This window comes from Arthrobacter livingstonensis, assembly GCF_003219815.1.
GTDB lineage: Bacteria > Actinomycetota > Actinomycetes > Actinomycetales > Micrococcaceae > Specibacter > Specibacter livingstonensis.
This window is the reverse complement of the sequence record NZ_QJVD01000006.1, coordinates 45,100-67,486: the sequence shown is the minus strand read 5'-3', so window position 1 is coordinate 67,486 and position 22,387 is coordinate 45,100. Positions and strand designations below refer to the sequence as shown.

23 protein-coding genes are annotated in these 22,387 nt (G+C 65.1%); 11 read left to right on the top strand and 12 right to left on the bottom strand.

The genetic code is table 11. The features are described from left to right. Positions 1–35: 35 nt before the first annotated feature. Positions 36–1,055, bottom strand: coding sequence for a LacI family DNA-binding transcriptional regulator (locus CVV68_RS07250; protein ID WP_110500339.1), 1,020 nt, complete (start codon positions 1,053–1,055; stop codon positions 36–38). A 9-nt stretch (positions 1,056–1,064) separates the two neighbouring features. Then, the gene (locus tag CVV68_RS07245) at positions 1,065–1,481 is read right to left on the bottom strand and encodes a winged helix-turn-helix transcriptional regulator (protein ID WP_110500338.1); all 417 of its coding nucleotides are present in this window, start codon (positions 1,479–1,481) and stop codon (positions 1,065–1,067) included. Between the two features lie 99 nt (positions 1,482–1,580). Here CVV68_RS07245 and CVV68_RS07240 point away from each other — a divergent pair, with 99 nt between their 5' ends. Beyond that, positions 1,581–2,195 (top strand): NAD(P)-dependent oxidoreductase, encoded by a 615-nt coding sequence (locus CVV68_RS07240; protein WP_110500337.1) that lies wholly within the window; start codon positions 1,581–1,583, stop codon positions 2,193–2,195. Between the two features lie 102 nt (positions 2,196–2,297). Here the strand turns inward: CVV68_RS07240 and CVV68_RS07235 are convergent, their stop codons facing one another. Both CVV68_RS07235 and CVV68_RS07230 read right to left on the bottom strand, forming a co-directional pair. Then, entirely contained in the window at positions 2,298–3,749 is a 1,452-nt protein-coding gene (locus CVV68_RS07235) for a phytoene desaturase family protein (RefSeq protein ID WP_110500336.1), read from the bottom strand. Continuing rightward, on the bottom strand, positions 3,742–5,238 hold the full coding sequence (locus CVV68_RS07230) for a glycosyltransferase 87 family protein (protein ID WP_110500335.1): 1,497 nt from the start codon (positions 5,236–5,238) through the stop codon (positions 3,742–3,744). Before CVV68_RS07230 ends, CVV68_RS07235 begins: the two co-directional genes overlap by 8 nt. Before the next feature lie 140 nt (positions 5,239–5,378). On the opposite strand from CVV68_RS07230, the gene CVV68_RS23825 reads away from it, so the two are divergent. The 5 genes from CVV68_RS23825 to CVV68_RS07210 all read left to right on the top strand — a co-directional run bounded on the left by CVV68_RS23825 (position 5,379) and on the right by CVV68_RS07210 (position 12,456). Beyond that, positions 5,379–5,570, top strand: a complete 192-nt coding sequence (locus CVV68_RS23825) for a hypothetical protein (RefSeq protein WP_211320749.1) — start codon at positions 5,379–5,381, stop codon at positions 5,568–5,570. A 1,042-nt stretch (positions 5,571–6,612) separates the two neighbouring features. Beyond that, positions 6,613–7,596, top strand: coding sequence for an ABC transporter permease (locus tag CVV68_RS07225; protein WP_110500334.1), 984 nt, complete (start codon positions 6,613–6,615; stop codon positions 7,594–7,596). An 8-nt stretch (positions 7,597–7,604) separates the two neighbouring features. Beyond that, positions 7,605–8,525 carry an ABC transporter permease gene (locus CVV68_RS07220; RefSeq protein WP_245933401.1) on the top strand — a complete coding sequence of 307 codons (921 nt, stop codon included), beginning with the start codon at positions 7,605–7,607 and terminating at the stop codon, positions 8,523–8,525. Between the two features lie 94 nt (positions 8,526–8,619). Next, a complete protein-coding gene (locus CVV68_RS07215) occupies positions 8,620–10,662 on the top strand; it encodes an ABC transporter ATP-binding protein (protein WP_438502617.1) in 2,043 nt (680 codons plus the stop codon). 69 nt (positions 10,663–10,731) lie between these two features. Beyond that, positions 10,732–12,456: an ABC transporter family substrate-binding protein gene (locus CVV68_RS07210; protein WP_211320748.1), complete on the top strand. Its 1,725-nt coding sequence runs from the start codon at positions 10,732–10,734 to the stop codon at positions 12,454–12,456. Positions 12,457–12,589: 133 nt separating this feature from the next. Here the strand turns inward: CVV68_RS07210 and CVV68_RS07205 are convergent, their stop codons facing one another. From CVV68_RS07205 to CVV68_RS07195, 3 genes are read right to left on the bottom strand one after another with little or no spacing between them, the layout of a single operon-like run. Next, complete coding sequence (locus CVV68_RS07205; protein ID WP_170133113.1) at positions 12,590–13,213, bottom strand: PH domain-containing protein; 624 nt, start codon at positions 13,211–13,213, stop codon at positions 12,590–12,592. An 8-nt stretch (positions 13,214–13,221) separates the two neighbouring features. Beyond that, complete coding sequence (locus CVV68_RS07200) at positions 13,222–13,863, bottom strand: histidine phosphatase family protein (protein ID WP_110500331.1); 642 nt, start codon at positions 13,861–13,863, stop codon at positions 13,222–13,224. A gap of 51 nt (positions 13,864–13,914) precedes the next feature. Then, complete coding sequence (locus CVV68_RS07195; RefSeq protein ID WP_245933400.1) at positions 13,915–15,426, bottom strand: CCA tRNA nucleotidyltransferase; 1,512 nt, start codon at positions 15,424–15,426, stop codon at positions 13,915–13,917. Positions 15,427–15,626: 200 nt separating this feature from the next. Between CVV68_RS07195 and CVV68_RS07190 the strand changes: the two genes are divergently transcribed. The 5 genes from CVV68_RS07190 (at position 15,627) to trxA (ending at position 21,090) form a co-directional block, all read left to right on the top strand. Beyond that, entirely contained in the window at positions 15,627–16,166 is a 540-nt protein-coding gene (locus CVV68_RS07190) for an NUDIX hydrolase (RefSeq protein ID WP_211320747.1), read from the top strand. Positions 16,167–16,232: 66 nt separating this feature from the next. Next, a complete protein-coding gene (gene murJ / locus CVV68_RS07185; protein ID WP_170133112.1) occupies positions 16,233–18,080 on the top strand; it encodes a murein biosynthesis integral membrane protein MurJ in 1,848 nt (615 codons plus the stop codon). Between the two features lie 130 nt (positions 18,081–18,210). Then, positions 18,211–19,641 (top strand): ABC transporter substrate-binding protein, encoded by a 1,431-nt coding sequence (locus tag CVV68_RS07180; RefSeq protein WP_110500328.1) that lies wholly within the window; start codon positions 18,211–18,213, stop codon positions 19,639–19,641. Between the two features lie 131 nt (positions 19,642–19,772). Beyond that, the gene (trxB, locus tag CVV68_RS07175) at positions 19,773–20,726 is read left to right on the top strand and encodes a thioredoxin-disulfide reductase (RefSeq protein WP_110500327.1); all 954 of its coding nucleotides are present in this window, start codon (positions 19,773–19,775) and stop codon (positions 20,724–20,726) included. A 37-nt stretch (positions 20,727–20,763) separates the two neighbouring features. Next, positions 20,764–21,090, top strand: a complete 327-nt coding sequence (gene trxA / locus CVV68_RS07170) for a thioredoxin (RefSeq protein WP_110500326.1) — start codon at positions 20,764–20,766, stop codon at positions 21,088–21,090. Positions 21,091–21,173: 83 nt separating this feature from the next. On the opposite strand, the gene CVV68_RS24170 is transcribed toward trxA, so the two are convergent. The 5 genes from CVV68_RS24170 to CVV68_RS24570 all read right to left on the bottom strand — a co-directional run bounded on the left by CVV68_RS24170 (position 21,174) and on the right by CVV68_RS24570 (position 22,358). Then, positions 21,174–21,410 (bottom strand): hypothetical protein, encoded by a 237-nt coding sequence (locus CVV68_RS24170; RefSeq protein ID WP_245933399.1) that lies wholly within the window; start codon positions 21,408–21,410, stop codon positions 21,174–21,176. Positions 21,411–21,453: 43 nt separating this feature from the next. Next, on the bottom strand, positions 21,454–21,774 hold the full coding sequence (locus CVV68_RS24585; protein WP_281268280.1) for a DNA ligase-like domain-containing protein: 321 nt from the start codon (positions 21,772–21,774) through the stop codon (positions 21,454–21,456). After that, positions 21,767–22,006, bottom strand: coding sequence for a hypothetical protein (locus CVV68_RS24580; protein WP_281268279.1), 240 nt, complete (start codon positions 22,004–22,006; stop codon positions 21,767–21,769). The genes CVV68_RS24585 and CVV68_RS24580 overlap by 8 nt, the downstream gene beginning before the upstream one ends. Positions 22,007–22,122: 116 nt before the next feature. Continuing rightward, positions 22,123–22,224 carry a hypothetical protein gene (locus CVV68_RS24575; protein ID WP_281268278.1) on the bottom strand — a complete coding sequence of 34 codons (102 nt, stop codon included), beginning with the start codon at positions 22,222–22,224 and terminating at the stop codon, positions 22,123–22,125. Further along, the gene (locus CVV68_RS24570; protein WP_146238846.1) at positions 22,224–22,358 is read right to left on the bottom strand and encodes a hypothetical protein; all 135 of its coding nucleotides are present in this window, start codon (positions 22,356–22,358) and stop codon (positions 22,224–22,226) included. Before CVV68_RS24570 ends, CVV68_RS24575 begins: the two co-directional genes overlap by 1 nt. Positions 22,359–22,387: the final 29 nt, after the last annotated feature.

Genomic DNA, 22,387 nt, shown 5'->3' with positions numbered 1-22,387 from the left:
CCCTGCACTTGCGGGGCCGGACTTTGGGGACTGCGCTAAGTCAAGGCTGCAGTGGAGGCACGCACCACCAGTTCGGGAAGAACCACCTCGGTCGGGGGGCTCTCCCCGCCGCCGAGCCTGGCCAGCATGGCGTCGATGCAGTGCCGGCCGAGTTCTTCGAATCCCTGGCGAACAGTGGTTAGCGGCGGAAGCAGATAGGCGCCCTCGGGCAGGTCGTCAAAGCCCACCACTGACACGTCCTGTGGCACCCGGAGGCCCTGCTCGTTCAAGGCACGCAAAAGGCCCAGGGCCATTTGGTCATTGCCCGCAAAAATGGCAGTGACGGTACGGTCCCTGGCCAGCTCCAGCCCTGCCCGGTACCCGGACGCTGCCGTCCAGTCTCCGGCCACGACCGGTCCTTCGGGGAGGCCAGCTCCACTGAGCACGCCACGCCAACCGGCGACCCGGGCTTCGGCGTCGATCCAGCCATCGGGCCCGGCCACGTGGGCGATCCTGCGGTGCCCCAAGTCCACGAGGTGCTGCACAGCGCTCCGGGCACCGGCTTCCTGGTCCACCATGGCCCCGCTGAAACCGTTGACTCCCGAAGCGCCGATGGCAACCACCGGGACATCCAGGTTCAGCTCGTGCAGGGTCTCGAGGATGCCGGCGTGGGGAACCTGGACGATTATCCCGTCCACGCCCTGGTCAAGGAACCGGGTCAAGGCTTCGGTGATGGTGGTGCGGTTGACCTCCCGGATGCCGGCGATGCTCACAAAGTAACCAGCCTCGCGCGCCGCCTGCTGGACTGCAAGCAAGGTGTTGGAGGGCCCGTATTCGCTCATCTCGCTCGCCAGCAGGCCAATGGTCTGCGACCTCCGTGTCACCAGGGACCGCGCCGCAGTGTTCCTCCGGTAGCCGAGTTCGGCGATCGCCTGGCTGACCCTTTGACGTGTCTTTTCACTGACATTCGGGCTTTGATTGAGCACGCGGGAGACGGTTTGGTGGGAGACGCCAGAGCGCTGTGCCACGTCTTCCATGACGGGCGCGCGCCGCCTGCCGATGGACGTTGGCTGCATCCTTTCAGCCTACCTTCCCGGGTGCCCCGGGGGCCGCAGAATGGCCGCGTCTTCCCGCTCGTCGTAGTCGTCCCGGGACGCCAGCATGGCGGACACGTTACTTTCCGCCCACTCGCGCAATGCTTTAAGTGGCTCCAACAAGGTCCGGCCCAGCGGCGTCAGTTCGTAATCCACGCGCGGGGGCACCTGGGCAAAGACGGTGCGTGTGAGCAGGCCGTCACGCTCCAGTGCCCTGAGCACCTGTGTCAGGACCTTCGGCGTCACCACGTGCACCGTTTGGCGCAACTCCGAGAACCGCAGCGGCCCCTCCGCCAGCACCTGAATGACCAGCGTCGCCCATTTGTCCCCGATGCGGGCGAAAACCATGCGTGAGGGACAGTCGGGGTCCATCACATTGCCGATGAAGCTGGCGCCTTTGGTATCCATAAGGTAACCCAGTATCTTTGAATGTCTCAGTATCTTCTGAATACCATTGTCTCATCAGCTTCGACAAGACGCCAACAGCGTTACCAAAAGGAGAACCCCATGAAGATTGCCATATTTGGCGCCACTGGAATGGTCGGCTCACAGATTGCGGCAGAAGCAGTGCGGCGCGGCCATGTGGTCACCGCCATTTCCCGCTCCGGCAACGCCGTGGCGGACGTCGCTTCCGCCACTGCCGTTGCGGCTGACCAGTCCGACGCCGGAACTGTCGCCTCCGTCGCGAAGGCCCACGACGCCGTGGTGCTTGCCACCGGGCCAAGCCGCACCGGCGGCGACCACCAGCTGTGGCTCGACGCCACGGCCACAGCCATGGCCAATGTGGGCACCACCCGCACGGTCGTCGTGGGCGGCGCCGGCACCCTGTTGGTGGACGGCACCCGCCTGCTGGACCGCCCCGGCTTCCCCGACGCGTACCGCGCCGAGGCACGCACGGCAGCCATCGCCCTGGACGCCATCAAGGCCCTGCCGGAAAGCGTCAACTGGACCGTCCAGGCGCCGGCGCCCGAAATCGCACCGGGTGAGCGCACCGGCCACTATGTCCTCGGCGGCGATTCCCCGGCAGGCGAGCGGATCTCCACACAGGACTTTGCCGTCGCCATGCTGGACGAACTTGAAACCCCCCGGCACGTGCGCACGCGCTTCACCGCCGCCAACTGAGGGAGTTGGACGGCACCGCCGTCCATTGACTGGCCAGATCGGGTCCCGCGGTGACCGGGAAGGCTGAAATTCAGGCAGGCAGAGCACACAGCTGCTCGGGCGCTACCTGAGGGACAAGTCAGGAGTCCCCAGTGAGAAGGTGTGGCGCAGGGCCGACCGCGCGGCCAGCCATCCCGCCATCCCGTGCACCGCTGGTCCCGGCGGCGTGGATGCTGAAGCAAGGTAGAGGCCCGCTGCCGGGGTTTTCCAGGGCTCGCGGGCCACCACCGGGCGCTGGAGCAGCTGGGTCATCGTCACCGCGCCGGAACTGATGTCCCCGCCAATGTAGTTGGGGTTGTAGGCGCCCAGCTCTTCGGCGGAGACGGTGTGGCTGGCCAGCACCAGGTCCCGGAATCCAGGGGCAAACCGCTCCAGCTGCGCCGACACGGCCTCGGTCCGCTCCTCCGTGGAACCGGCAGGCACATGCGTGTAGGCCCACAAGGTGTGCCGGCCGGCGGGTGCCCGCGTGGGGTCGATGACGCCGGGCTGCGCCACCAATACGTAGGGGCGTTCCGGATGGCCGCCCGACAGGACCTGGTTTTCCGCTCTGGCGATCTCGGCGCGCGTGCCGCCGAGATGAACGGTGGGGGCACCGTGCAGCCCGGCGTTGGTCCACGGGACCGGGCCCGACAGGGCAAAATCGACCTTGCACACGCCGGCGCCATATCTAAAGGATTCCAATTGACGTATATAGCGGGCCGGTAATTCATCGGCGGCCAGGCCGGCCAACGCCCGGGGCGTGACGCAGCAGATGACGGCCTTGGCCCCGGTCTCGGCACGCAGGCCGGAAATGCCGGTCACCGGTGCGTCCACCTCAATGGCTCCGCCGTGCGCCACCAGGTCAGCCGCCATGGCGTCCGCAATGGCTTGTGAGCCGCCCCTGGGAACCGGCCAGCCGCCCGCGTGGGCCAGGGCACCGAGCAGCATCCCCGCCCCTGCCGTCGCCAGGCTTGGCAGCCTGCCGATTGCGTGCGCGGCAACCCCGGAGAGCATGGCGGGCGCCTCGTCTTCCCGGAACCGCAGCTGCCATGCCGGGGTACCCTGCTCGAGCGTGCGCAAGCCGAGAAGGAAGGCCGCCAGCGGGTCGTGGGGGAACCTGAGCAGGCCGTTCTGGGTGAAGTCAATGACGCCGTCAAGCCGGCGCAAAAGCGGCTCCATAAGTGAACGCCAGGCAGCACCGTCAGCGCCCAGGGTGTCCACCGTGCGGTCGAGGTCCCGGTAGGCGATGGCTGCCCTGCCGCCGTCGAGCGGGTGGCCGTAGGAGATCTCCGGAACCAACAACTCGACGCGCCGCTCGAGTTCAAAGGCGCGAAAGAACGGTGATGCCAGCGCCATGGGGTGCACGGCCGAACAGACGTCATGGCGGAACCCGGGCAGGGTGAGTTCCGCCGTGCGCGTCCCCCCGCCCACGGCACCCGCTCCTTCGAAGACGGCGACCGACAGCCCCGCCCGGGCCATGGTGAGCGCGGCGGCCAGTCCGTTGGGCCCCGACCCGACAACCGCAACATCAACCATGCCGCGGCCGCCCCGTTGTTTCGGGCGCCGCGGCCTGGGCAGCCCCCTTGGGCACGTTTGCCGCGGGACGCCCCGTGTCAGTGACCTGCGCTTCGGGCGCCTGTGCCGCCAGCAGGACTCCGCCCTGGGGATCGTCCACCCCTCCACGGCGCACGACGTCGAACTGCGGCTCCAACACATCCCGGACGATCAAGGCAAGCAACACGCAGGTGGCCACCGCGCCCAGTGCCGCGGCCAGCACAAAGTACGGCATGTCGATGGCGTGCTGGTCGCTGATCTGTCCCAGTTCCTTGGCCTGAAACAGCAGCAGTGCCAACACGTGGGCCAGAACGGCGGCCTGCCAGCACACCACGGGCCGCCAGCGCGGCAGGGCAAGGGCCAACAGCGGCAGCAGCCAGACCGCGTGCCACGGCTCGGTGAACTTGTCGACCACGATGAATCCTGCCACGGCCATGGCCGCCAGTTGGGCCACCCGCGGCCGCCGCGGGGCATACAGTCCCAGCAGCACCACGCCCAGCACCAGTAGTGCCAACAGGACAAGTGCCAACACATTTACTGCGTTTCCGCCCAGGGCGGGCAGCCCCGCTCGTGCCGCGACGAGGTTGTAACCGCCATAGAGCGAGGATTGCGAGGCGGGCCCGGTCAGCAGTGAAGCCACGTAGGCGCCCCATCCCGCCGGATTGAGGACCATCACCGGGGCGAGCACCAGCAGCCATCCCACGGCGCCCCCGGCCAGCGTTTCCAGCAGCCGCGTGGCTTGCCTGCTCCGCACGCCCAGCACCAGCAGGGCCAGGAGAACCACGAGCGCGAAGGGCGCCGCCATGGCCGCCACCCCCAGGACAATGCCCGCCAAAATGGAACGGTGCCGGGCAAACAGGTAGAGGCCCAGAGCCACCAGGGCTGCCGCCCAAAAATCCCAGCTAACGTAGGCGGTCAGCCATAGAAGCGGGCTGGCGGCGACGATGGCGGCATCCCAAGGACGCCTCCCGGCCGTGCGGGCCACCACCACAACGGTGAAGATCCACACGGCGGCAATCAACGCCGCGTTGATGTCAAAGAATGCCAGCAGCCGCGACTCACCATTGACGAAACCGGCCAACCATCCGGTCAGCCCGGCGACAACGGCGGCCACCGGAGGGCGGTCAAAGGTGGTGCCCGGGCTGAAATAGGGGAACAAACGCCCCAGGTCATGATCCACAAAGGAATTCGGGAACTCCGACCAACACACAGTTGAGTACTGGTCCGGCGTGCTCCATCCCGTCTGGCGGCAATGTCCCTTTGCGACCACGGCAATGAGGGCGGACGCCGCGGCCATTAGGACCAGGACGCGTTCCACTGTGAAGAACCCCGCGCTAATGCGGCCCGGCGAGGTCCGGCGGCCCAACGGCCCGCCCACGGGTTCGGTCATGAACCGGAGCAGGGGGTCACTGCGCGTGGGGACAACAATCTGGTGCCGGCGCGGCCGCTCCGGGGCCTGTGAATCCTGCATGCCACGAGCCTACCGGCTCGAAGCTACCCTGAGGGGAGTCCCGGCAGGGGAAGAAGGAGCGCGAAAATGAAACAGCCCGCGCCGGGCAGCGCGGGCTGTTCACCGTTTACGGTGGCGCCATAAGGGACGCGTCCATATTTGTGGTTCTTTTCCTGCTGATGAGTGGCAATCATCCCGAAGCCTCCTTTCGCATCGTGCGGAAGGCCTTACCGGATGTTGAACAGGTCGATCCTCAGGATCTGGCGTTGCTGCTGCTCCCGCATCTCGTTGAACTCCCGGTCGTCGACGGGAGCAAAGAACACTCGTTTGACGGCCGATATCGTTTGTCTTGATTTCAATTGATTCACCCCCTCCCAGGCACAAGTGGTGTATGGATATCTCGTATTTTTGGCGCGGCAAATAAAGCCATTGTTTTCCTTGCGAAAAAGGCATTATGAGAGCACAAAAAGGCGCGAATTATTTTGTGCGTCAATGCCGATGTGGGTCGGCGGGTGGTCAGCCCCTGGTGTCCAAGCAGGAATGCGGCCGGGCGCCGCGGAGTAAGTTCACCACGGACGGCCAGGCATGGCCTGGGAAGGACATCCTCATCGGGGATGACTGATCTCGGGCAGCCTCAGCAGGCGACCCGGATGCGTGCGAAGCCTTGTGAGGGGCTACGACGCCTTGCCGGCGTGACGTGTTGAGGCCAGAGAATCGCCGATAACTCCGGACTTGATAAATGTAAACATCATGGCCTCCTTTCAACACGCAAGCGGACATTCCGAGGGAACTCATCGGAACTAATTTATAAAGTACCCCATTCATCGGCACTTTGACCAGCCCGCAACGCGAATTCGATAAATAAATTTTTTAGGAGCAAATGGTCGCCCGGCACGGACCGCCGCCCCGGGTCCCCGCGGCCGGCAGAACCAACCACGCAAAGGGCCGGGAAAACGCAGTTGTGCGACTGTGGAAGCGGAACTATCCACGGGCTGCGCAAAGGGCCGGCCTGCCACATCACGCGCCAGCGCCTTCATAACGCTTTTATTACATTGCGGGCGCAGCATGGCATCGATGCCTTCCGCACTATTCCGGGGAATTGCGTCCCAAAGGCCGCGTGTTGGGGTTACCGGTAGGTACGCCACGCCGGGCGGCGATGCGGGATAACGGACTGTGCGCTTGTGATCCACGGTACATTGGCACGGTAGAGGCGCCAGGGACACACTCTCCATGATGCCTTGGGAATGACAACCCTTCGTTGCTATCCGGCCGCCAACCCTGGCCCGTGCGGCGAACCATGTATAAGGATGATTTTTTGCCACTGCACTCACCCCGGCAGCAGGTGGCCCGTCGTCTTGACGGGACCTCATGCGCCGCCCAGAGGGGGCTGGTCCCATGATCGGCTTCATTGTTAAGCGATTCATCAATTACGCAATCCTCTCGGCGATCGCAACACTGAGCGCATATGTGCTCGCAAGCCTCATCCTTAACCCGGCCGGGCGCTACTTGGGGCGCAACCCCCGCCCGTCGGATGAAACCATCAACGCGATCCTGAACGGCTTGGGCGTCAACCCCAACACCCCGGTGGTCGCGCGGCTGTGGACCTGGCTGGTCAACCTGGTCACCCACGGCTCACTCGGCGACACCATCCACAACACCTCGGTGATCAGCGAGATGGCGGCACGGGCCGGCACCAGCCTGCGGCTGCTCATCCTTGGCACCATCATCGCCGCGATTTTCGGTGTCGTCCTTGGCGTCTGGGGCGCGGTCCGGCAGTACAAGGCCAGCGACCAGGTCATCTCCTACGCCTCCTTCACCATCCTGGCCATGCCGTCATTCGTCATCGGCATCCTCCTGATGATCATGGCCACGGGGCTGAACAACATCCTGGGAATGCAGCTGATCAGCTTCACCGGCGAATATACGGCGGGCCTGGACGGCGGCTGGTGGACACTGTTCTTGGACCGGGCGGCCCACCTGCTGCTGCCCACCATTTCGCTGGCGCTCATGGGCGCCGCCGGCTATTCCCGTTACCAGCGCAGTGCCATGCTGGACGTGTTGTCCGCGGACTACATCCGAACCGCCCGTTCCAAGGGCCGCACGCGCGGTTCGGCGCTGGTCCGCCACGGCGTACGGGTGGCACTGATCCCCATGTCCACCTATTTTGCCTATTCCTTCGCCACGGTGCTGGCCGGCGCGGCCGTCACGGAATTGGTGTTCAGCTGGCACGGCATGGGCGAGATGCTGGTCCAGGCCATCACCGAAAGCGATATCAACGCCTTCACCGGCGCCATCTTGTTCAACGCCATCCTGGTGCTCATTGCCGGCACCCTCTCCGATGTTGTATATGCCGCCCTTGACCCGAGAGTGCGGGTATAAACATGTCAATGCTTGAAGAAATGCCCATCGCGGACACCAGCGCCGGCGAGCCAGCCACCGTCACGGGCAGGAAGCCGGTATCCCGCTTCCGCCTCGTTGTCTCCCGGCTGCGCGGCACACCGCGCTTTTGGGTCGGCCTTGTTGGCCTGGTCGCCGTCATTCTGTGGGCCGCCTTTGGCCTCATCCCCAACGCCTGGAACGCTACCGATCTCGACGTCTACAACATGGGCTCCAGCCCCACCGGGCTGCATTGGTTCGGCACCAGCGACATTGGCGAGGACATTTACGCCCAAACCATCGTGGGCCTGCGCAAGTCACTGGTGATCGGGCTCCTGGTGGGACCCCTCGCGGCCATCATTGCCGGCGTGGTCGGCGCCGTCGCCGGTTACCTGGGCGGCTGGTGGGACAGGATCATCATCTGGTTCATCGACCTGCTGCTGGTGCTGCCGAGCCTGTTCCTGTTCATCCTGCTCAGCCCCATCTTCAAGTCTTTGTCCTGGGTGGCCCTGATCTTCCTGCTGGCCGGATTCGGCTGGATGATCATGGCCCGCGTGATCCGTGCGCAGACGATGTCCCTGCGCGACCGGGATTTCATCAAGGCTGCCCGCTTCATGGGCGTCGACACCTGGACCATCATCCGCCGGCATGTGCTGCCGAACGTGTCTTCGCTGTTGATCATCGACGCCACGCTGGGCGTGGGCGGCGCCATCCTCAGCGAAACCACGCTGAGCTTCTTCGGCTTCGGCATCCAAGCCCCCGACGTCTCCCTGGGCACCCTCCTGGCCGCCGGCCAGGGCGCGGCGGCAACCCGGCCCTGGCTCTTCATCTTCCCCGCCGCCATCCTCGTATTTACGGTATTGTCCGCCAGCCTGGTCGGAGACGCCCTGCGCGACGCCGTGGACCCAACTTCCGGAGTCAACCGTGACTAACAGTGCCCCCAGCCTTGATTCAGCCTCCCCCCGTCTCCGCACCCGCCCGCGGCACGGGGACACGCCGTCGAACACGTCCGAACACCTGTTGGAGGTGCGGGACCTCAGGGTGACCTTCCCGCAGCCCGGTGGCGCCGTCACCGCCGTCCGCGGGGTCAACTACCACGTGGACAAGGGCGAGTTTCTCGGGATTGTGGGCGAATCCGGCTCCGGCAAGTCCGTCTCTTCCCTGGCGGTCATGGGACTGCTGCCGTCCTCGGCGCAGATCAGCGGTGACATCCTCTTCGAGGGCCGGTCCCTGCTGGGCCGCAGCGACAGGGAACTGTCCAAGCTGCGCGGCGAAGGCATCTCCATCATCTTCCAGGACCCCCTGTCCGCCCTGACCCCGGTCTACACGATCGGCACCCAGATCGCCGAAGCCCTCCAGCTCCACGACAGAAACCTGTCCAAGCTGGCCGCCAACGCCCGCGCCGTTGAACTGCTGAAGGTGGTGGGCATCCCCAATCCGGAGCGCCGCGCCCAGGCCTTCCCCCACGAATTCTCCGGCGGCATGCGCCAGCGGGCCATGATCGCCATCGCCATCGCGAACAACCCGCGCCTGATCATCGCCGATGAGCCGACGACGGCGCTGGACGTCACCATCCAGGCCCAGATCCTGGAGGTGCTGCAAAAGGCGAAAGACCTCACCGGCGCCGCCGTCGTGCTCATCACCCACGACCTGGGCGTGGTGGCCGGCAATGCGGACAGGATCGCCGTCATGTATGCCGGGCGGATTGTGGAGACCGGCACGGTGGACGAGGTGTTCCATGCCCCGTCCATGCCGTACACGATCGGCCTGTTGCGCTCGATGCCCAACCTGGCCACGGCCGGGCACACCCGCCTGGTGCCGCTGGAAGGCCGGCCGCCCATGCTGAGCAATCTGGCGCCCGGTTGCCCCTTTGCCCCACGGTGCCCCATCGCCATCGACGCCTGCCGCACCACGGAGCCGCCGCTGACACCCATTTCCGGCAAGCCGCTGAATGCTTCGGCGTGCCTGCGCGTGGATGAGATTGCCTCGGGCAAACTGAACCGCACGGGGATCTACCCGGTCCCTGAGCCCGTGGCGCTTGAGGAACGGGCGGAAATTGTCCCGGAGAGCGTGCTTGGGGTCGAGGGCCTGGTGCGGCACTTCCCACTGACCAAGGGCTCCGTGTTTAAGCACACCATCGGCACGGTGCGTGCCGTGGACGGCATCAGCTTTGACATTAGGTCCGGCCAGACCCTGGGACTGGTGGGCGAATCCGGCTGCGGAAAGTCGACCACCATTATGGAAATCCTGGAACTGGCCAAGCCGCAGTCCGGCCAGATCATGGTCAACGGCCGGGATGTCGCCGCCATGAGTACCAAGGAGCGCCGGGCCCTCCGCCGGGACATCCAGGTGGTGTTCCAGGACCCGATGGCGTCGCTGGACCCGCGCCTTCCCGTCCAGGACATCGTGGCCGAACCGCTCACGGTCCACGGCGTGCCGGCCAGGGAACGGCTGCAAAAGGTCCGCGACGTCCTGGACCTGGTGGGCTTGGACCCCTCCATGGCTTCCCGCTACCCTCACGAGTTTTCGGGCGGGCAGCGCCAGCGCATCGGCATTGCCCGTGCCCTGGTCACCGACCCGAAGATCGTGGTGCTGGACGAACCCGTCTCCGCGCTGGACGTCTCCATCCAGGCCGGCGTCATCAACCTGCTCGAGGACCTGCAGGAAAAGCTGGGCCTGTCGTACCTGTTTGTGGCCCACGACCTGGCGGTGGTGCGCCAGATCGCGGACAACGTCGCAGTCATGTACCTGGGCCGGATCGTCGAAAGCGGTCCCGCGGAGGATATTTTCAACGATCCGCAGCACCCATACACGCGGGCCCTGCTCTCCGCCGTTCCCGTCCCTGACCCGTCCGTGGAACGGACCCGCCGGCGCATCATTTTGGAAGGGGACCTGCCCAGCCCCACGGAGGACATCACCGGCTGCAACTTCCGCACCCGCTGCCCGCTCTACCAGCTCATGGACGCCGCCGCGCAGGAACAGTGCCGCACCGCCGACCCTGAGCGGCGGATCGTCAAGGGAAGCTCCGTTGCCTGCCACCATGCCGAACACATCGGCCTCATGTCCTAATCACGTACCTTTTCATCACGGTCCGACGGAACATCATCCCCCGTCACGGGCCACCCTAGGGAGGAAACAATGAAACACATCAAGAAAATGGTGGGTGCCGGAGTCCTGACTCTGGCCCTGGCCGTCACGGGCTGCAGCGCCGGCGGCGGAGGCAGCGACAAGCCCAATGTGGACAACAGCAAGGGCGCCGCCGACACCGCCACGCTGCCCACGGTCGACTGGACCAAGGCAGACTATGCAGCCGTCAAGGACGGCGGCACCCTGACGCTGGCCATCGACCAGCTGCCGGACAACTGGAACACGCTCCAGGCGGACGGCAACAATGTCTCTACTGGCCAGATCATGGACCCGACCACGGGCGGACCGGTGCGCAACACGGCCGACGGCGGCTGGGAAGTCAACCCCGACTACGCCACCGAAGTGAAGCTGGTCAGCCAGGATCCGCAGGTGGTCGAGGTGAAGCTGAACCCGAAGGCTGTATGGGAGGATGGCACACCAGTCACCTACAAGGACTTTGAAGCCACGGTAAAGGCTTCCAGCGGCGCCAACAAGGACTACCAGACGGTTTCCGACAACGTCTACAAGGACATCGCCTCGGTCACCAAGGAAGACACCGACCAGAACTTCAAGATCACCTTCAAGAACAAAAACGCCGACTGGCCCTCGATTCTGGGTGGCAGCACGGCGGGCACAGCCACCGCCAGCATCCTGCCGGCAGCCATCGCCTCCGATGTGAAGGCATTCAACGAGGGCTACAAGTCCAAGCCGCTGCCCTCCGACGGCCCGTTCAAGGTCTCCAAGGTTGACACGAACGGCCAGGTCGTCACGCTCGTCCCCAATGACAAATGGTGGGGTCAGAAGCCGAAGCTGGAAAAGATCATCATGAAGGTTGTTTCCCGTGACGGCCTCGCCCAGGCGTACGCCAACAAGGAACTGGATGCCTTCAGCATCGGCACCAACAAAAACAACTACGACACGGCCAAGAAGCGCGCCGACGGCGCCGTCCAGCAGACGGGCGGCCTGACCTGGAACCACGTCACGCTGAACGGCTCCAAGGGACCCCTGGCCGACGTCAAGATCCGCCAGGCTGTTGCCCGCGCAGTGGACCGGGACACCATCTCGGCCAGCCGCCTGAGCCCCATCGGCGCACCCGTCACGAGCCAGAACAACTACATTTACATGCCGGGCCAGAAGGGCTACTCAGATGACGGCTCGGCCGCCATCGGCTTTGACACGGCCAAGTCCGAGGCACTGCTCAAGGAGGCCGGCTACACCAAGGGCTCCGACGGCATCCAGGCCAAGGACGGCAAGAAGCTGGAGCTGACGTACACGCTTGACGCCAACAACCCGGTGTCGGAGCAGATTTTCAAGCAGCTGCAGGCCAACTTGAAGGTCGTCGGCATCACGCTGAAGAACAACACCGTTCCCTCGGACAAGTTCTTCTCCGATTACGTACTCAAGTCCAACTTCGAAATGACCGGCTTTGCCTGGTCCGGCACCGCATTCCCCGTCTCCTCAACGGAGTCGATCTTCTACCCGGTGGATTCCGGCCAGAACTTCACCGGCATCACCGACGAGAAGCTCGGTGACATGTGGCAGAAGGCCAATGCCGAGCTTGACCCGGCCAAGCGGATCGAGCTGGCAACGGCGATCGACAAGGCGATCTTCGCCTACGTTCCGGTCATCCCGCTGACCCCCACCCCGAACACCTACGCCGTGACGAACGGCCTGGTCAACTACGGTGCCGCGCAGTTCCAGTCAATCGACTGGACCGCCGTGGGCTTCAAGTCCTAGCACCACCGCACCGTGGCCGCCTAGGCGGTCACGGTGCGAAGGTCCGGTCCCGTGCTCCCCGGAGTGCGGGACCGGACCTTCGTGTTTGAACGGCATGCGTTTGAACGGTTTGTGCCTCCACGGCAGGCCCTGCCTACGTCAGGATGCTGGCGGCGACAAGTGCCACCAGTACCCCGGTTACGACGACGGACCCTGCGTCCCAGCGGCTCGTCACCACACTCCCGGCAGCGTCGGACGGCAGAGCACGGCCGGGACCGCCACCGGACGCGGAGGCCCTGTCGCTGGCGCCTTGTTCCCAGGCGTTCCAGGCCGACTCGATGCTGGTCTGGCTGTGCGGCAGCTGCACATTGCGGGGGGCACCGGCGGCGGATGAGCGGCCGGCGGCCCGCGCCGCATGGCCGCTGTTGCCTTGGCCCAGTCGCGGGCCCAGCCTGCCCGCGCCCGGGGCGCCCCAGCTGGCGATGCGCCCGGCCGTGGTGTCCAGGCTGACGTTTTGGGCAACGCGCAGGTTCCGCAGCGCGCCAAAGGGGATCCTGTGGACGCGCAGGATGTTCACCACTGCGACGCCCTCCGCCAGGACCACCAGCCGGGGCCGCCACAGCAGCAGGTAAATCCCCCACGCGACCAGCAACAGCGACGGCAGGAAGTGCCAGATGGTCCCGGTCGTGCCCGTCAGCAGCAGGTTCACGGCAAAGAACGCGCAAAAGGTCCAGGCGGCAGCCGCCAGCACCCGGGTGCCGGTTGAATATACGGACACGGGGCCCGCTACAGCCCCCACTGCTCCACGGCGGGCGTCTTCTTGTCCCAGCCCAGGGTGCACACCTTGGCCGTGCCCAGCACAAAGTGGCGGCCGTCACCCGGGGCCAGGCCCAGCCAGCGGGCCGACAGGATGCGCAGGAAATGCCCGTGCGCCACCAGCAGCACATTGGCGGCCATGCTGCCGTCGGGCAGGGGTGCACGCACCCGCCCGACGATGGCATCGGCACGGGCCGCCACGGCGTCGAGCGTCTCGCCGTTGGGCACGCCGCTGTCCCAGATCAGGTAGCCCGGGTTCTCGGCCCGCACCACGGCGCTGTTGATGCCTTCATAGTCGCCGTAGTCCCATTCGACGGCATTCGGCTCCACTTCCGCGTCGGGGAAGCCGGCCAGTTCCGCTGTGCGGCGGGCCCGCTGCAGGGGTGAGGTGAGCACCAGGTCAAAGTCGGTGCCGGACAGGGCAGGACGGGCGGAGCGTGCCTGATCCTCGCCTTCCGCGGTCAGCGGCAGGTCCGTCAGGCCGGTGTACTGGCCGCTGCGGGACCACTCGGTCTCCCCGTGGCGCAGCAGCCAGAGCTTGGGCCCCCCGGGGACCGGAATGTGGGTCAGCGGCGTGGCGCCTTCCGCTTCAAATGCGGGTGTGTTGCTCATGCGTTGGTCCTGTTCTGTTGGGGCACCCGGCGGGCCGGGCCTGTGTGCCGGTTACGAATCGGGCGTCGTGGAGTCGCCGGTGCTGTTGGGAGCGGCCGGGCTGGCGGTTTCGCCCGGATCGGTGTTGGCGGGGGCCCGTGATTCCGGCTGCCGCGCCCACCAGGCGCGCAGCGCGGCTTCGGCGGCTTCCCTGGGCAGTGGACCGTGTTCCATCCGCTCCTCCAGCAGGAAATTGTAGGCCCGGCCCACCGCGGGCCCGGGTTTGAGTCCCAACAGGGCCATGATGGCCCCACCGTCCAGGTCCGGGCGGATTGAGTCCAGCTCTTCCTGTTCGGCCAGCACGGCAATGCGCTGCTCAAGGTCGTCATAGGCAAAGGACAGGCGGTCGGCCTTGCGCTGGTTCCGGGTGGTGACGTCGGAGCGTGTGAGCCGGTGCAGGCGCTCCAGGACGGGTCCGGCGTCGGTGACGTAACGGCGCACCGCGGAGTCGGTCCAGCCGGCGTCGCCATAGCCGTAAAACCGCATGTGCAGCTCCACGAGCCTTGAGACGGCCTTGATGGAGTCGTTGTCGAAACGCAGCGCCTTCATGCGCTTGGCGGTCAGCTTCGCCCCGGCAAGATCGTGGTGGCGGAAGCTGACGGCGCCGCCGGGCTCAAAGCGGCGGGTCTTGGGCTTGCCGACGTCGTGCATCAACGCGGCAAACCGCAGGACAAAGTCGGGGCCGGGCACGGGGCCTTCGGGTCCGCTCTCCAGCGCGGCGGCCTGCTCGAGCACCTGCAGCGAGTGCTGGTAGACATCCTTGTGCCGGTGGTGCTCGTCGGATTCCAGTTTCAGGGCCGGCACTTCCGGCAGCACCAGATCGGCCAGTCCGGTTTCCACCAGGACATCGATGCCGGCGCGCGGGTGGGCACCGCAAATCAGCTTGACCAGCTCGTCACGGACGCGTTCGGCGGAGATGATGCTGATGCGCCCTGCCATGTCCGCCATGGCCCGGTGCACGTCGGGGTGGATGGCAAAACCCAGCTGGGAGGTGAAACGGGCGGCGCGCATCATGCGCAGCGGGTCGTCGGAGAACGACTGCTCCGGGGTGCCGGGCGTGCGCAGCAGGCCCGCGGCCAGGTCGGCGGCGCCGCCGTACGGGTCCACCAGCTCCAGGGACGGCAGGCGCAGCGCCATGGAGTTCGTGGTGAAATCGCGGCGCCCCAGGTCCGCCTCCAGGGACGAGCCAAAGGCGACGGCGGGCTTGCGCGACTCGGGATCGTACGCCTCGGCCCGGTAGGTGGTCACCTCGATGAGGAGGACCACCCCGCTGCGCGCGCGCTTCCGGAATCCGATGGTGCCAAATTCCCGGCCCATTTCCCAGTGCGAATCGGCCCATTTTTTCGCCACCGCCAGGATTTCATCCGGTGTGGCGTTGGTGGTGAAGTCCAGGTCAGGGGAGACCCTTCCCAGGAACAGGTCGCGGACGGGACCGCCCACCAGCGAGAGCTCATAACCGGCGTCGGCAAAGAGGTGCCCCAGTTCAAGGACCACCGGGTCTAAATTTGAGGTATCTGGCGCCATTTGCATAGTTACTTAAGGATGCCAGACTTTTTGGCCCGCCCGCCGCCGGGCCACGGCAACACCGCCCCTGGTGCCGGGCCACGGCCACGCCAGCCCCTTGCCCGCCCTTCGCCCGCGCCGCCGCACCGGCGCGACAGCGGCGGAAAACGGCACCTCTGCCCTGTCATCATCCGAACACAAAGATAGCTAGAGTGGACTTCATGGTCCACCCCGTACCGCGCGCGCCCAAGAGTGGCCCACTGCCACCGGCATTGGGTTCCCGGGCCGTGCCCGCGGTGCAGAACCCCGCCAGCCAGCTGCCCACCGTGGAGGAAATTTCCGCCGGTGGAGTGGTGGTGGAACAGCACGACGGCGGTCTGCGGGTGGCGATCATTGCCCGCATTAACCGCGGCGGCCGGCTCGAGTGGTGCCTGCCCAAGGGCCATCCGGAGGGCGAGGAAACGTATTCGGAGGCCGCCGTGCGTGAAATCGAGGAGGAAACCGGCATTGCCGGGAACATCCTGGCGCCGCTGGGCAGCATCGACTATTGGTTCACTGTCAGCGGCCACCGGGTCCACAAGACGGTGCACCACTTCCTGCTGCGTGCCACGGGCGGCTTCCTGACCATTGAAAATGATCCCGACCACGAGGCCGTGGACGTTGCCTGGGTGCCGATCGCCGAGCTGGGCCGCAAGCTGTCCTTTCCCAACGAGCGCCGCATCACCGATCTCGCCCGGGACCTCCTGCCGGAATACTTTTAGGCCGCCCTTGCCGAAGGACCTGGCCCTGCCAGCGTACTTTCGGGCTCCAGTGAGATGATGGGGACGATGCCTAACGAACCACGGGTGAGAATCCCGGCCAAACCCGCCTTCCCGCCGTCGATCCCGTCCGTCCGGGGACCTGCCCGGGGACCGCTTGGCCGGCGTCCGGCACTCCTGTCGGCCAGGCGGTCGACGGCGCGGGTCCCGGAGCCGCGGGGCCAGGAGGCGCGAGGCCAGGGGGTAGGCACCACACCTGAGCGGGCCACGGCCGCACGCTCCAGCGCCTCCATGGCCGTGGGCACGCTGGTTTCGCGCATCCTGGGCCTGATTAAGGGGGTGGTGCTGGGCATAGCGATCGCCGACACCACCGTGGCCGACGTCTTTGAAGGTTCCAACTACCTGCCCAACATCATCTTCCTGCTGGTGGCCGGAGGCGTGTTCAACGCCGTGCTGATCCCGCAGATCGCCAAGGCAAGCAGGCAGCCGGACAGGGGCAGCGAATTCATTTCCCGGCTGCTGACCCTGGGTGTCACAGGTCTGTTGGTGCTGACCGTGATCGTCACGGCGTTAGTGGTCCCCATCATGGGGACGCTCACGTCATTCTCCGGCGGACAGCTGAAACTGGCCATCACCTTCGGGCTGTTTCTGCTCCCGCAGATCTTCTTTTACGGGCTGTATTCGCTGCTGGGGCAAATCCTCAACGCCCACAACGCCTTCAAGGTCTACGCCTGGGCACCGGTGGTGAACAACGTGGTGGCGATTGCCGGTCTGCTCATGTTCATCCTGGTGGCCGGCAGTTCGCGGTCCCACCAGCACACCGTGGACAACTGGACCATGACCCAGACCCTGTTGCTGGCTGGCACCGCGACGTTGGGGATCGTGGTCCAATCCACTGTGCTCGTCATACCGGTCAAGCGGCTTGGTTTGAAGCTGCGGCCCAAGTTCGGACTGCGCGGCACGGGCCTCGGCGCGACAGCCAAAATCGCCAGCTGGACCATGGGAACCATGGTCATTGGCCAGTTGAGCTACCTGGTGGTCCTGCGCGTCGCCACCATCTCCTCGGGAAGCAAGCCCGACGGCGCCGGCGGCGGTGGAAGCCATATCCCCGGCATCTACGAGCTCAACCGGGCCACCGAGCTGTACATCATGCCGCACTCCATCATTGCGCTGTCCATTGCCACGGTCATGTTCACCGCCATGGCGAGGGCGGCCGCCGCCCACGACTTCACCCGCCTGCGCAGCTCGCTCTCCGCCGCGCTGCGCACCACCGGCGTGGCCACCGTGTTTGCCAGCATCGCGCTCATCGTCCTGTCCGGTCCGCTGGGCATGCTCTTTGGCGGCAACAGCGAAATTTCCGGCCGCCAGATCGCCATCGCCCTGGCCATCCTGGCCATCGGCGCGCCCTTCTTTAGCGTCTACTTCATTCTCAACCGTGTGCACTACGCCCTCGAGGACGCCCGGACACCGTTCCTTATTCAGTGCATCGTGGTTGCCACCAGCGTTGCGATGGTACTGGCCTCCGCCGCTCTCCCACCGCCGCTGATCATCTATGGCTTGGCCGTTAGCTACACGCTCAACAACTTCATTGGCCCCTTCCTCAGCCACCACTACCTGAAGAAGCGCCTGGGCAACTACGGTGGTGGGCTGATCCTGCGCGCCTACATGCGGTTCCTGGCCGCAGCCCTAGTGGCCGGGGTGGTGGGGCTGGTGGCTCTGCGGTTCTTTGGCGGCTCAACTCCCACGGGTTTCCTGTGGACCTCCATCACGGCCTCCCTGGTGACGCTGGCCGTGGTGGGATCCGCCATGGCGGCCGTCTACTTCGTGATGCTCAAGGTCCTTCGAGTCCGTGAACTCGATGACGTTCTGGCGCCTCTGCTTTCCAAAGTCCGTTCCCGGATGACATCCAACGGCTAAAACGCATATATCCGGGCCCCGTACGGGCGCCCAGACACCGGAAATTCCTGTCACATCCGATAGAATCAGTTCAATTACGACCCGCGCACGCAGTGTTCGGGAATCCATGTGAATTTTCAAGGAGGATTCTGTGCCACAACCCATTGATGTGGGCTCCATCCTTGGCGGCCGTTACAAGGTTACCGGCCGCATCCTGGCTTCCGCCGAGGACGACGTCATTTTGGACGGACTGGACCAGGTTTTGAACCGACCAGTCAGTATCCTGGTCTCGGCCGTGGACAATTCACAGAACCTGACCCAGAGCGCCCGCGAGGTTGCCACGGGCGAACGCGTGTCCAATGTGTCCATTCTTGACCTGGGCACCCAGGACGACTCCACGTACCTCATTGCCGCCAGGACCACCCCTGCCGATCTCCTGGATCTGGTGGTCCCCACCGAAGATTCCGAAGAGCAGTACGACGGCGTCTACCACGAGCCGTTCTTCACCGACACCCTCGGGACGGAAATATTCGGTTCGGCCCGCGACGCCGCGCCGTCCGCCGGCGCGTACGTTTACGAAGACAACACCCCGCTGACGCCGGCGCACCCGTCGCCGGTGGTCCGGCGCGCCCCCACGCAGCCGCCCGCTGCCGCGCCACCCGCTCAGGCACCCACGGCTGCCGTTCCGGCCGCCCCCGTGGTTCCGGCGCCCGTTCCCCCTGCCGCAACCACGGCGACGCCGAAGGTCACCTTGTGGGGCGATGATGACTACAGCTACACCAACGACGACCCTGACGCCGCAGCCGCGGAGGAAGCACAGCCCAAAAGGGGTGGCACCTTTCCGGCGGCGGCCCTTTTGGCCAGTGAGGGCTACGCCGCCGCAGACTATGACTCCGAGGGCGACGGCGACGAACCCGACGACGGCAACTCTCCCCGCTCCGGTGGCCGCTGGCTGACCGGGATCATCGTTGCGGTGCTGATTGCCGCCGCCTTGGTCTTCGCCATCTCGCACATCGGTTCGCTGTTCAATGGCGGCAACGTTGCCGGCGGCGACAAGACCACCACCGCATCCCAGCCGTCCACCGGTGCCCAAGCGCCGTCGAAGGCCCCGGCACCCGTAGTTGTCCCGCCGGCCATCAAGGGCATCACCGACATCACCGCCTACCTCCCAGGCGCGGAGCGCTATAACGACATTTTCCTCCCGCGCCTCAAGGACGCCACCGACGGCAACAAGGCCACCTACTGGCCCACCGTTGAATTCTCCAATGACACCTTTGCCGGCGTTGCCGACAGCGCCGACCTGGCCATCGAACTGAAGCAGGAATCCACCATTGGCTCGGTGACCATCAACCAGATTGGCGGCTCCGGCGGACAGTTCAACATTCTCACCAACAGCAAGCCCTCGCTTGACGGTTCCGTGAAGATTGGCAGCGGCTCCTTCAGCGCACCCGACTTCACCTTGAAGGCAGCGGCAGGCGTCAAGGCCAAGTACGTGATCATCAGCTTCACCCAGCTCCCGCGGCTGCAGCCATTCAAGGTGTATCCGTTCGGGCTGAAGATTGCCGAGATCAGCGTCAAGTAGCCCATGTGCCCGGCCCGGGCAGCGCGCGGGCCGGGCACGAACGGAATATTCTGCTTCCCGATCCAGTTGTGCAAGACGTAACAGCAAAAGCCTTCAGAGGCTGAATTTTGAAGGAAGAGGAACACATCCCCGTGACCACGAAAGCTACCCCCGCCAGTGATGTCCGCGACGTCATCATCGTCGGCTCCGGCCCGGCAGGCTACACGGCCGCCATCTATACCGCACGCGCCGACCTCAAGCCGCTCATGATCGCCGGCTCCGTTACCGCCGGCGGCGAGTTGATGAACACCACCGACGTGGAGAACTTCCCGGGCTTCCCCGATGGCATCATGGGCCCGGACCTGATGGAGAACTTCGGCAAGCAGGCCGAACGCTTCGGTACCGAGGTCATGTACGACGACGTTGCTTCCGTTTCCCTTGATGGTCCGGTTAAGTCCGTGGTCCTGGCCGACGGCCAGGAGTTCAAGGCCCGCACCGTAATCCTCTCCACCGGCTCCGCTTACCGCGAGCTGGGCGTTGAGGGCGAGAAGCGACTTGTGGGCCATGGCGTGAGCTCGTGTGCCACCTGCGACGGCTTCTTCTTCAAGGGCCAGAACATCGCTGTCATTGGCGGCGGCGATTCGGCCATGGAAGAGGCCATCTTCCTGACAAAGTTTGCCGATTCCGTGACCGTGGTGCACCGCCGCGACACGCTTCGGGCCTCCAAGATCATGCAGGATCGCGCATTAAACCACCCGAAGATCAAGTTCATCTGGAACTCCGAGGTGGCCAGCGTCGAGGGCGGCGACAAGGTCACGGGCGTCACCTTGAACAACCTGGTCACCGGCGGGAAGAGCGAACTTGCCGTCACGGGAGTATTCGTTGCCATAGGCAACGATCCCCGGGTCGACCTGGTCAGGGATGTCCTGGAGCTGACCCCGGCCGGCACCATCGCCGTCTCCGGGCGGTCCTCGAAGACCTCACTTCCGGGAGTGTTTGCCGCCGGCGATGTTGTGGACCCCACCTATCGCCAGGCCATCACCGCTTCCGGGTCCGGTTGTGTTGCCGCCCTCGACGTGGAACACTACCTTGCCGAGCAGGACTGACTCCTAATTCCGAATTCCTAAGAGAGAGTTGATAACCATGAGCAACGCGAAGAGCGCAACCGACGCAACTTTTACCGACGTCGTCCTTAATTCAGACAAGCCTGTCATCGTCGATTTCTGGGCCGAGTGGTGCGGCCCCTGCCGCAAGGTTGGCCCCATTCTCGATGAAATCTCAGTGGACCATGCCGACAAGGTTGAGGTCGTCAAAGTGGATGTGGATGCCAACCCGGAGATCTCCGCCAAGTACGGAATCACCTCAATCCCTGCCATCTACCTGTTCCAGGGCGGCGAAGTGAAGAACACCGTCATTGGAGCCCGTCCCAAGCAGTACATTGAAAAGGAATTTGCTGACTACCTGCAGTAATGACAACAGGGTAGAAGGTGCTGGGCCGGACATTTGTCCGGTCCAGCACTATTTAACGGCTTCTCCCAGATCGATCCTAAGCGTCAAGTGCGGTATCTGGATTTGCGGGGATCGACCCGCGGCGCGTCCGATATCCCGGGAATTCGAAGCCGGCTGTCTGTTTCACGTGAAACCTTAGCTCTTCTTACAACCTGGGGCCGGCCGTCCCGGACTCCATTGCCAGAACGACAACCACGGCCTGGTAAACCCGCCCCAACGGATCCCCCCGCGACCAGTCGCTCCAACGATTCAATGCCGAGGGCATATTCGCGCAGGGCCATGGACCTCTTGTGCGCCACATTCCTGTTTCGAAGCCGGGCGAGGTTAGTTACCCGGTTCCGTGTAATCGGGTCCGTAAATGATCCGAAGGTATTCACAGCCCCGCGCCTTGATCCCGGGCTGCAACCACAGTCCTTTGGCACCCCGGACAAGATTGGCGAACGGCTTGACCACCATTCCCCCACCGCCGGTTGGTGGGAGGCCCTCCCACCACTGTGTCCCCACGTCAACGGAGGCCTCCTGGCTGACGTCCACCCGCAGCGATCGCATCGGGCGGATTAATTCGGGGTCCGCCTCCACCAAACACCCGCCCAGCCCCAGGTGCCATCCGTGATCCCTGTCGGAGTAGGTGCGTCCGTCACTCACGAGGAGTTGAAAGGGCGCCAGCTGGATGCCCTCGAGCCCGTCCGTCCGATGCCGCAACGTAGTTGAGGTAGGTGGCCACATAGGCCTGGGCGTTGGCGTCCCGCGCAACAGTTAGCAGAAGCTCCTCGTGGACGTCGACACCGTTCAATGATGCCTGTTTAGGCAGCTCCACCGAGTTCCCAATCGCTGAGGTGGCAGCAGCGCCAACGGCGGCATGGTGTCCACTGAGCACGTCCCCCGCTTTGAGGGACCAAGGCAGCAGCTAAGCGTCCAGCAGCAGCCGGTCGGTGTCCAGCTCATGCCAAATCCCCGCCCTTGTCCCCGGCCGAATCAACCCGGCCAAGGAATTCATCGGCCATGTCCTTCGCGAAGAAGTGGCCGGCCGGTGCGCGTATGGACCGTTCCCCTCCAACTATCCGGTGCCCCGAATCGGGCAGGATTCCTGGCCATCAACACCACAGCCCGCGATCCCACGTTCCTCTCCCCGCAGATGTCGTCCAAGCTCCATCCCTGCGGTGGGACCGAAAGGCATCCCGCGGGTGGTCCAGGATACCGCGATGGCTTGAGGCCCCGGAAGAGCTCATGGTGGGAGGAAGATATGGCAACCATCGCG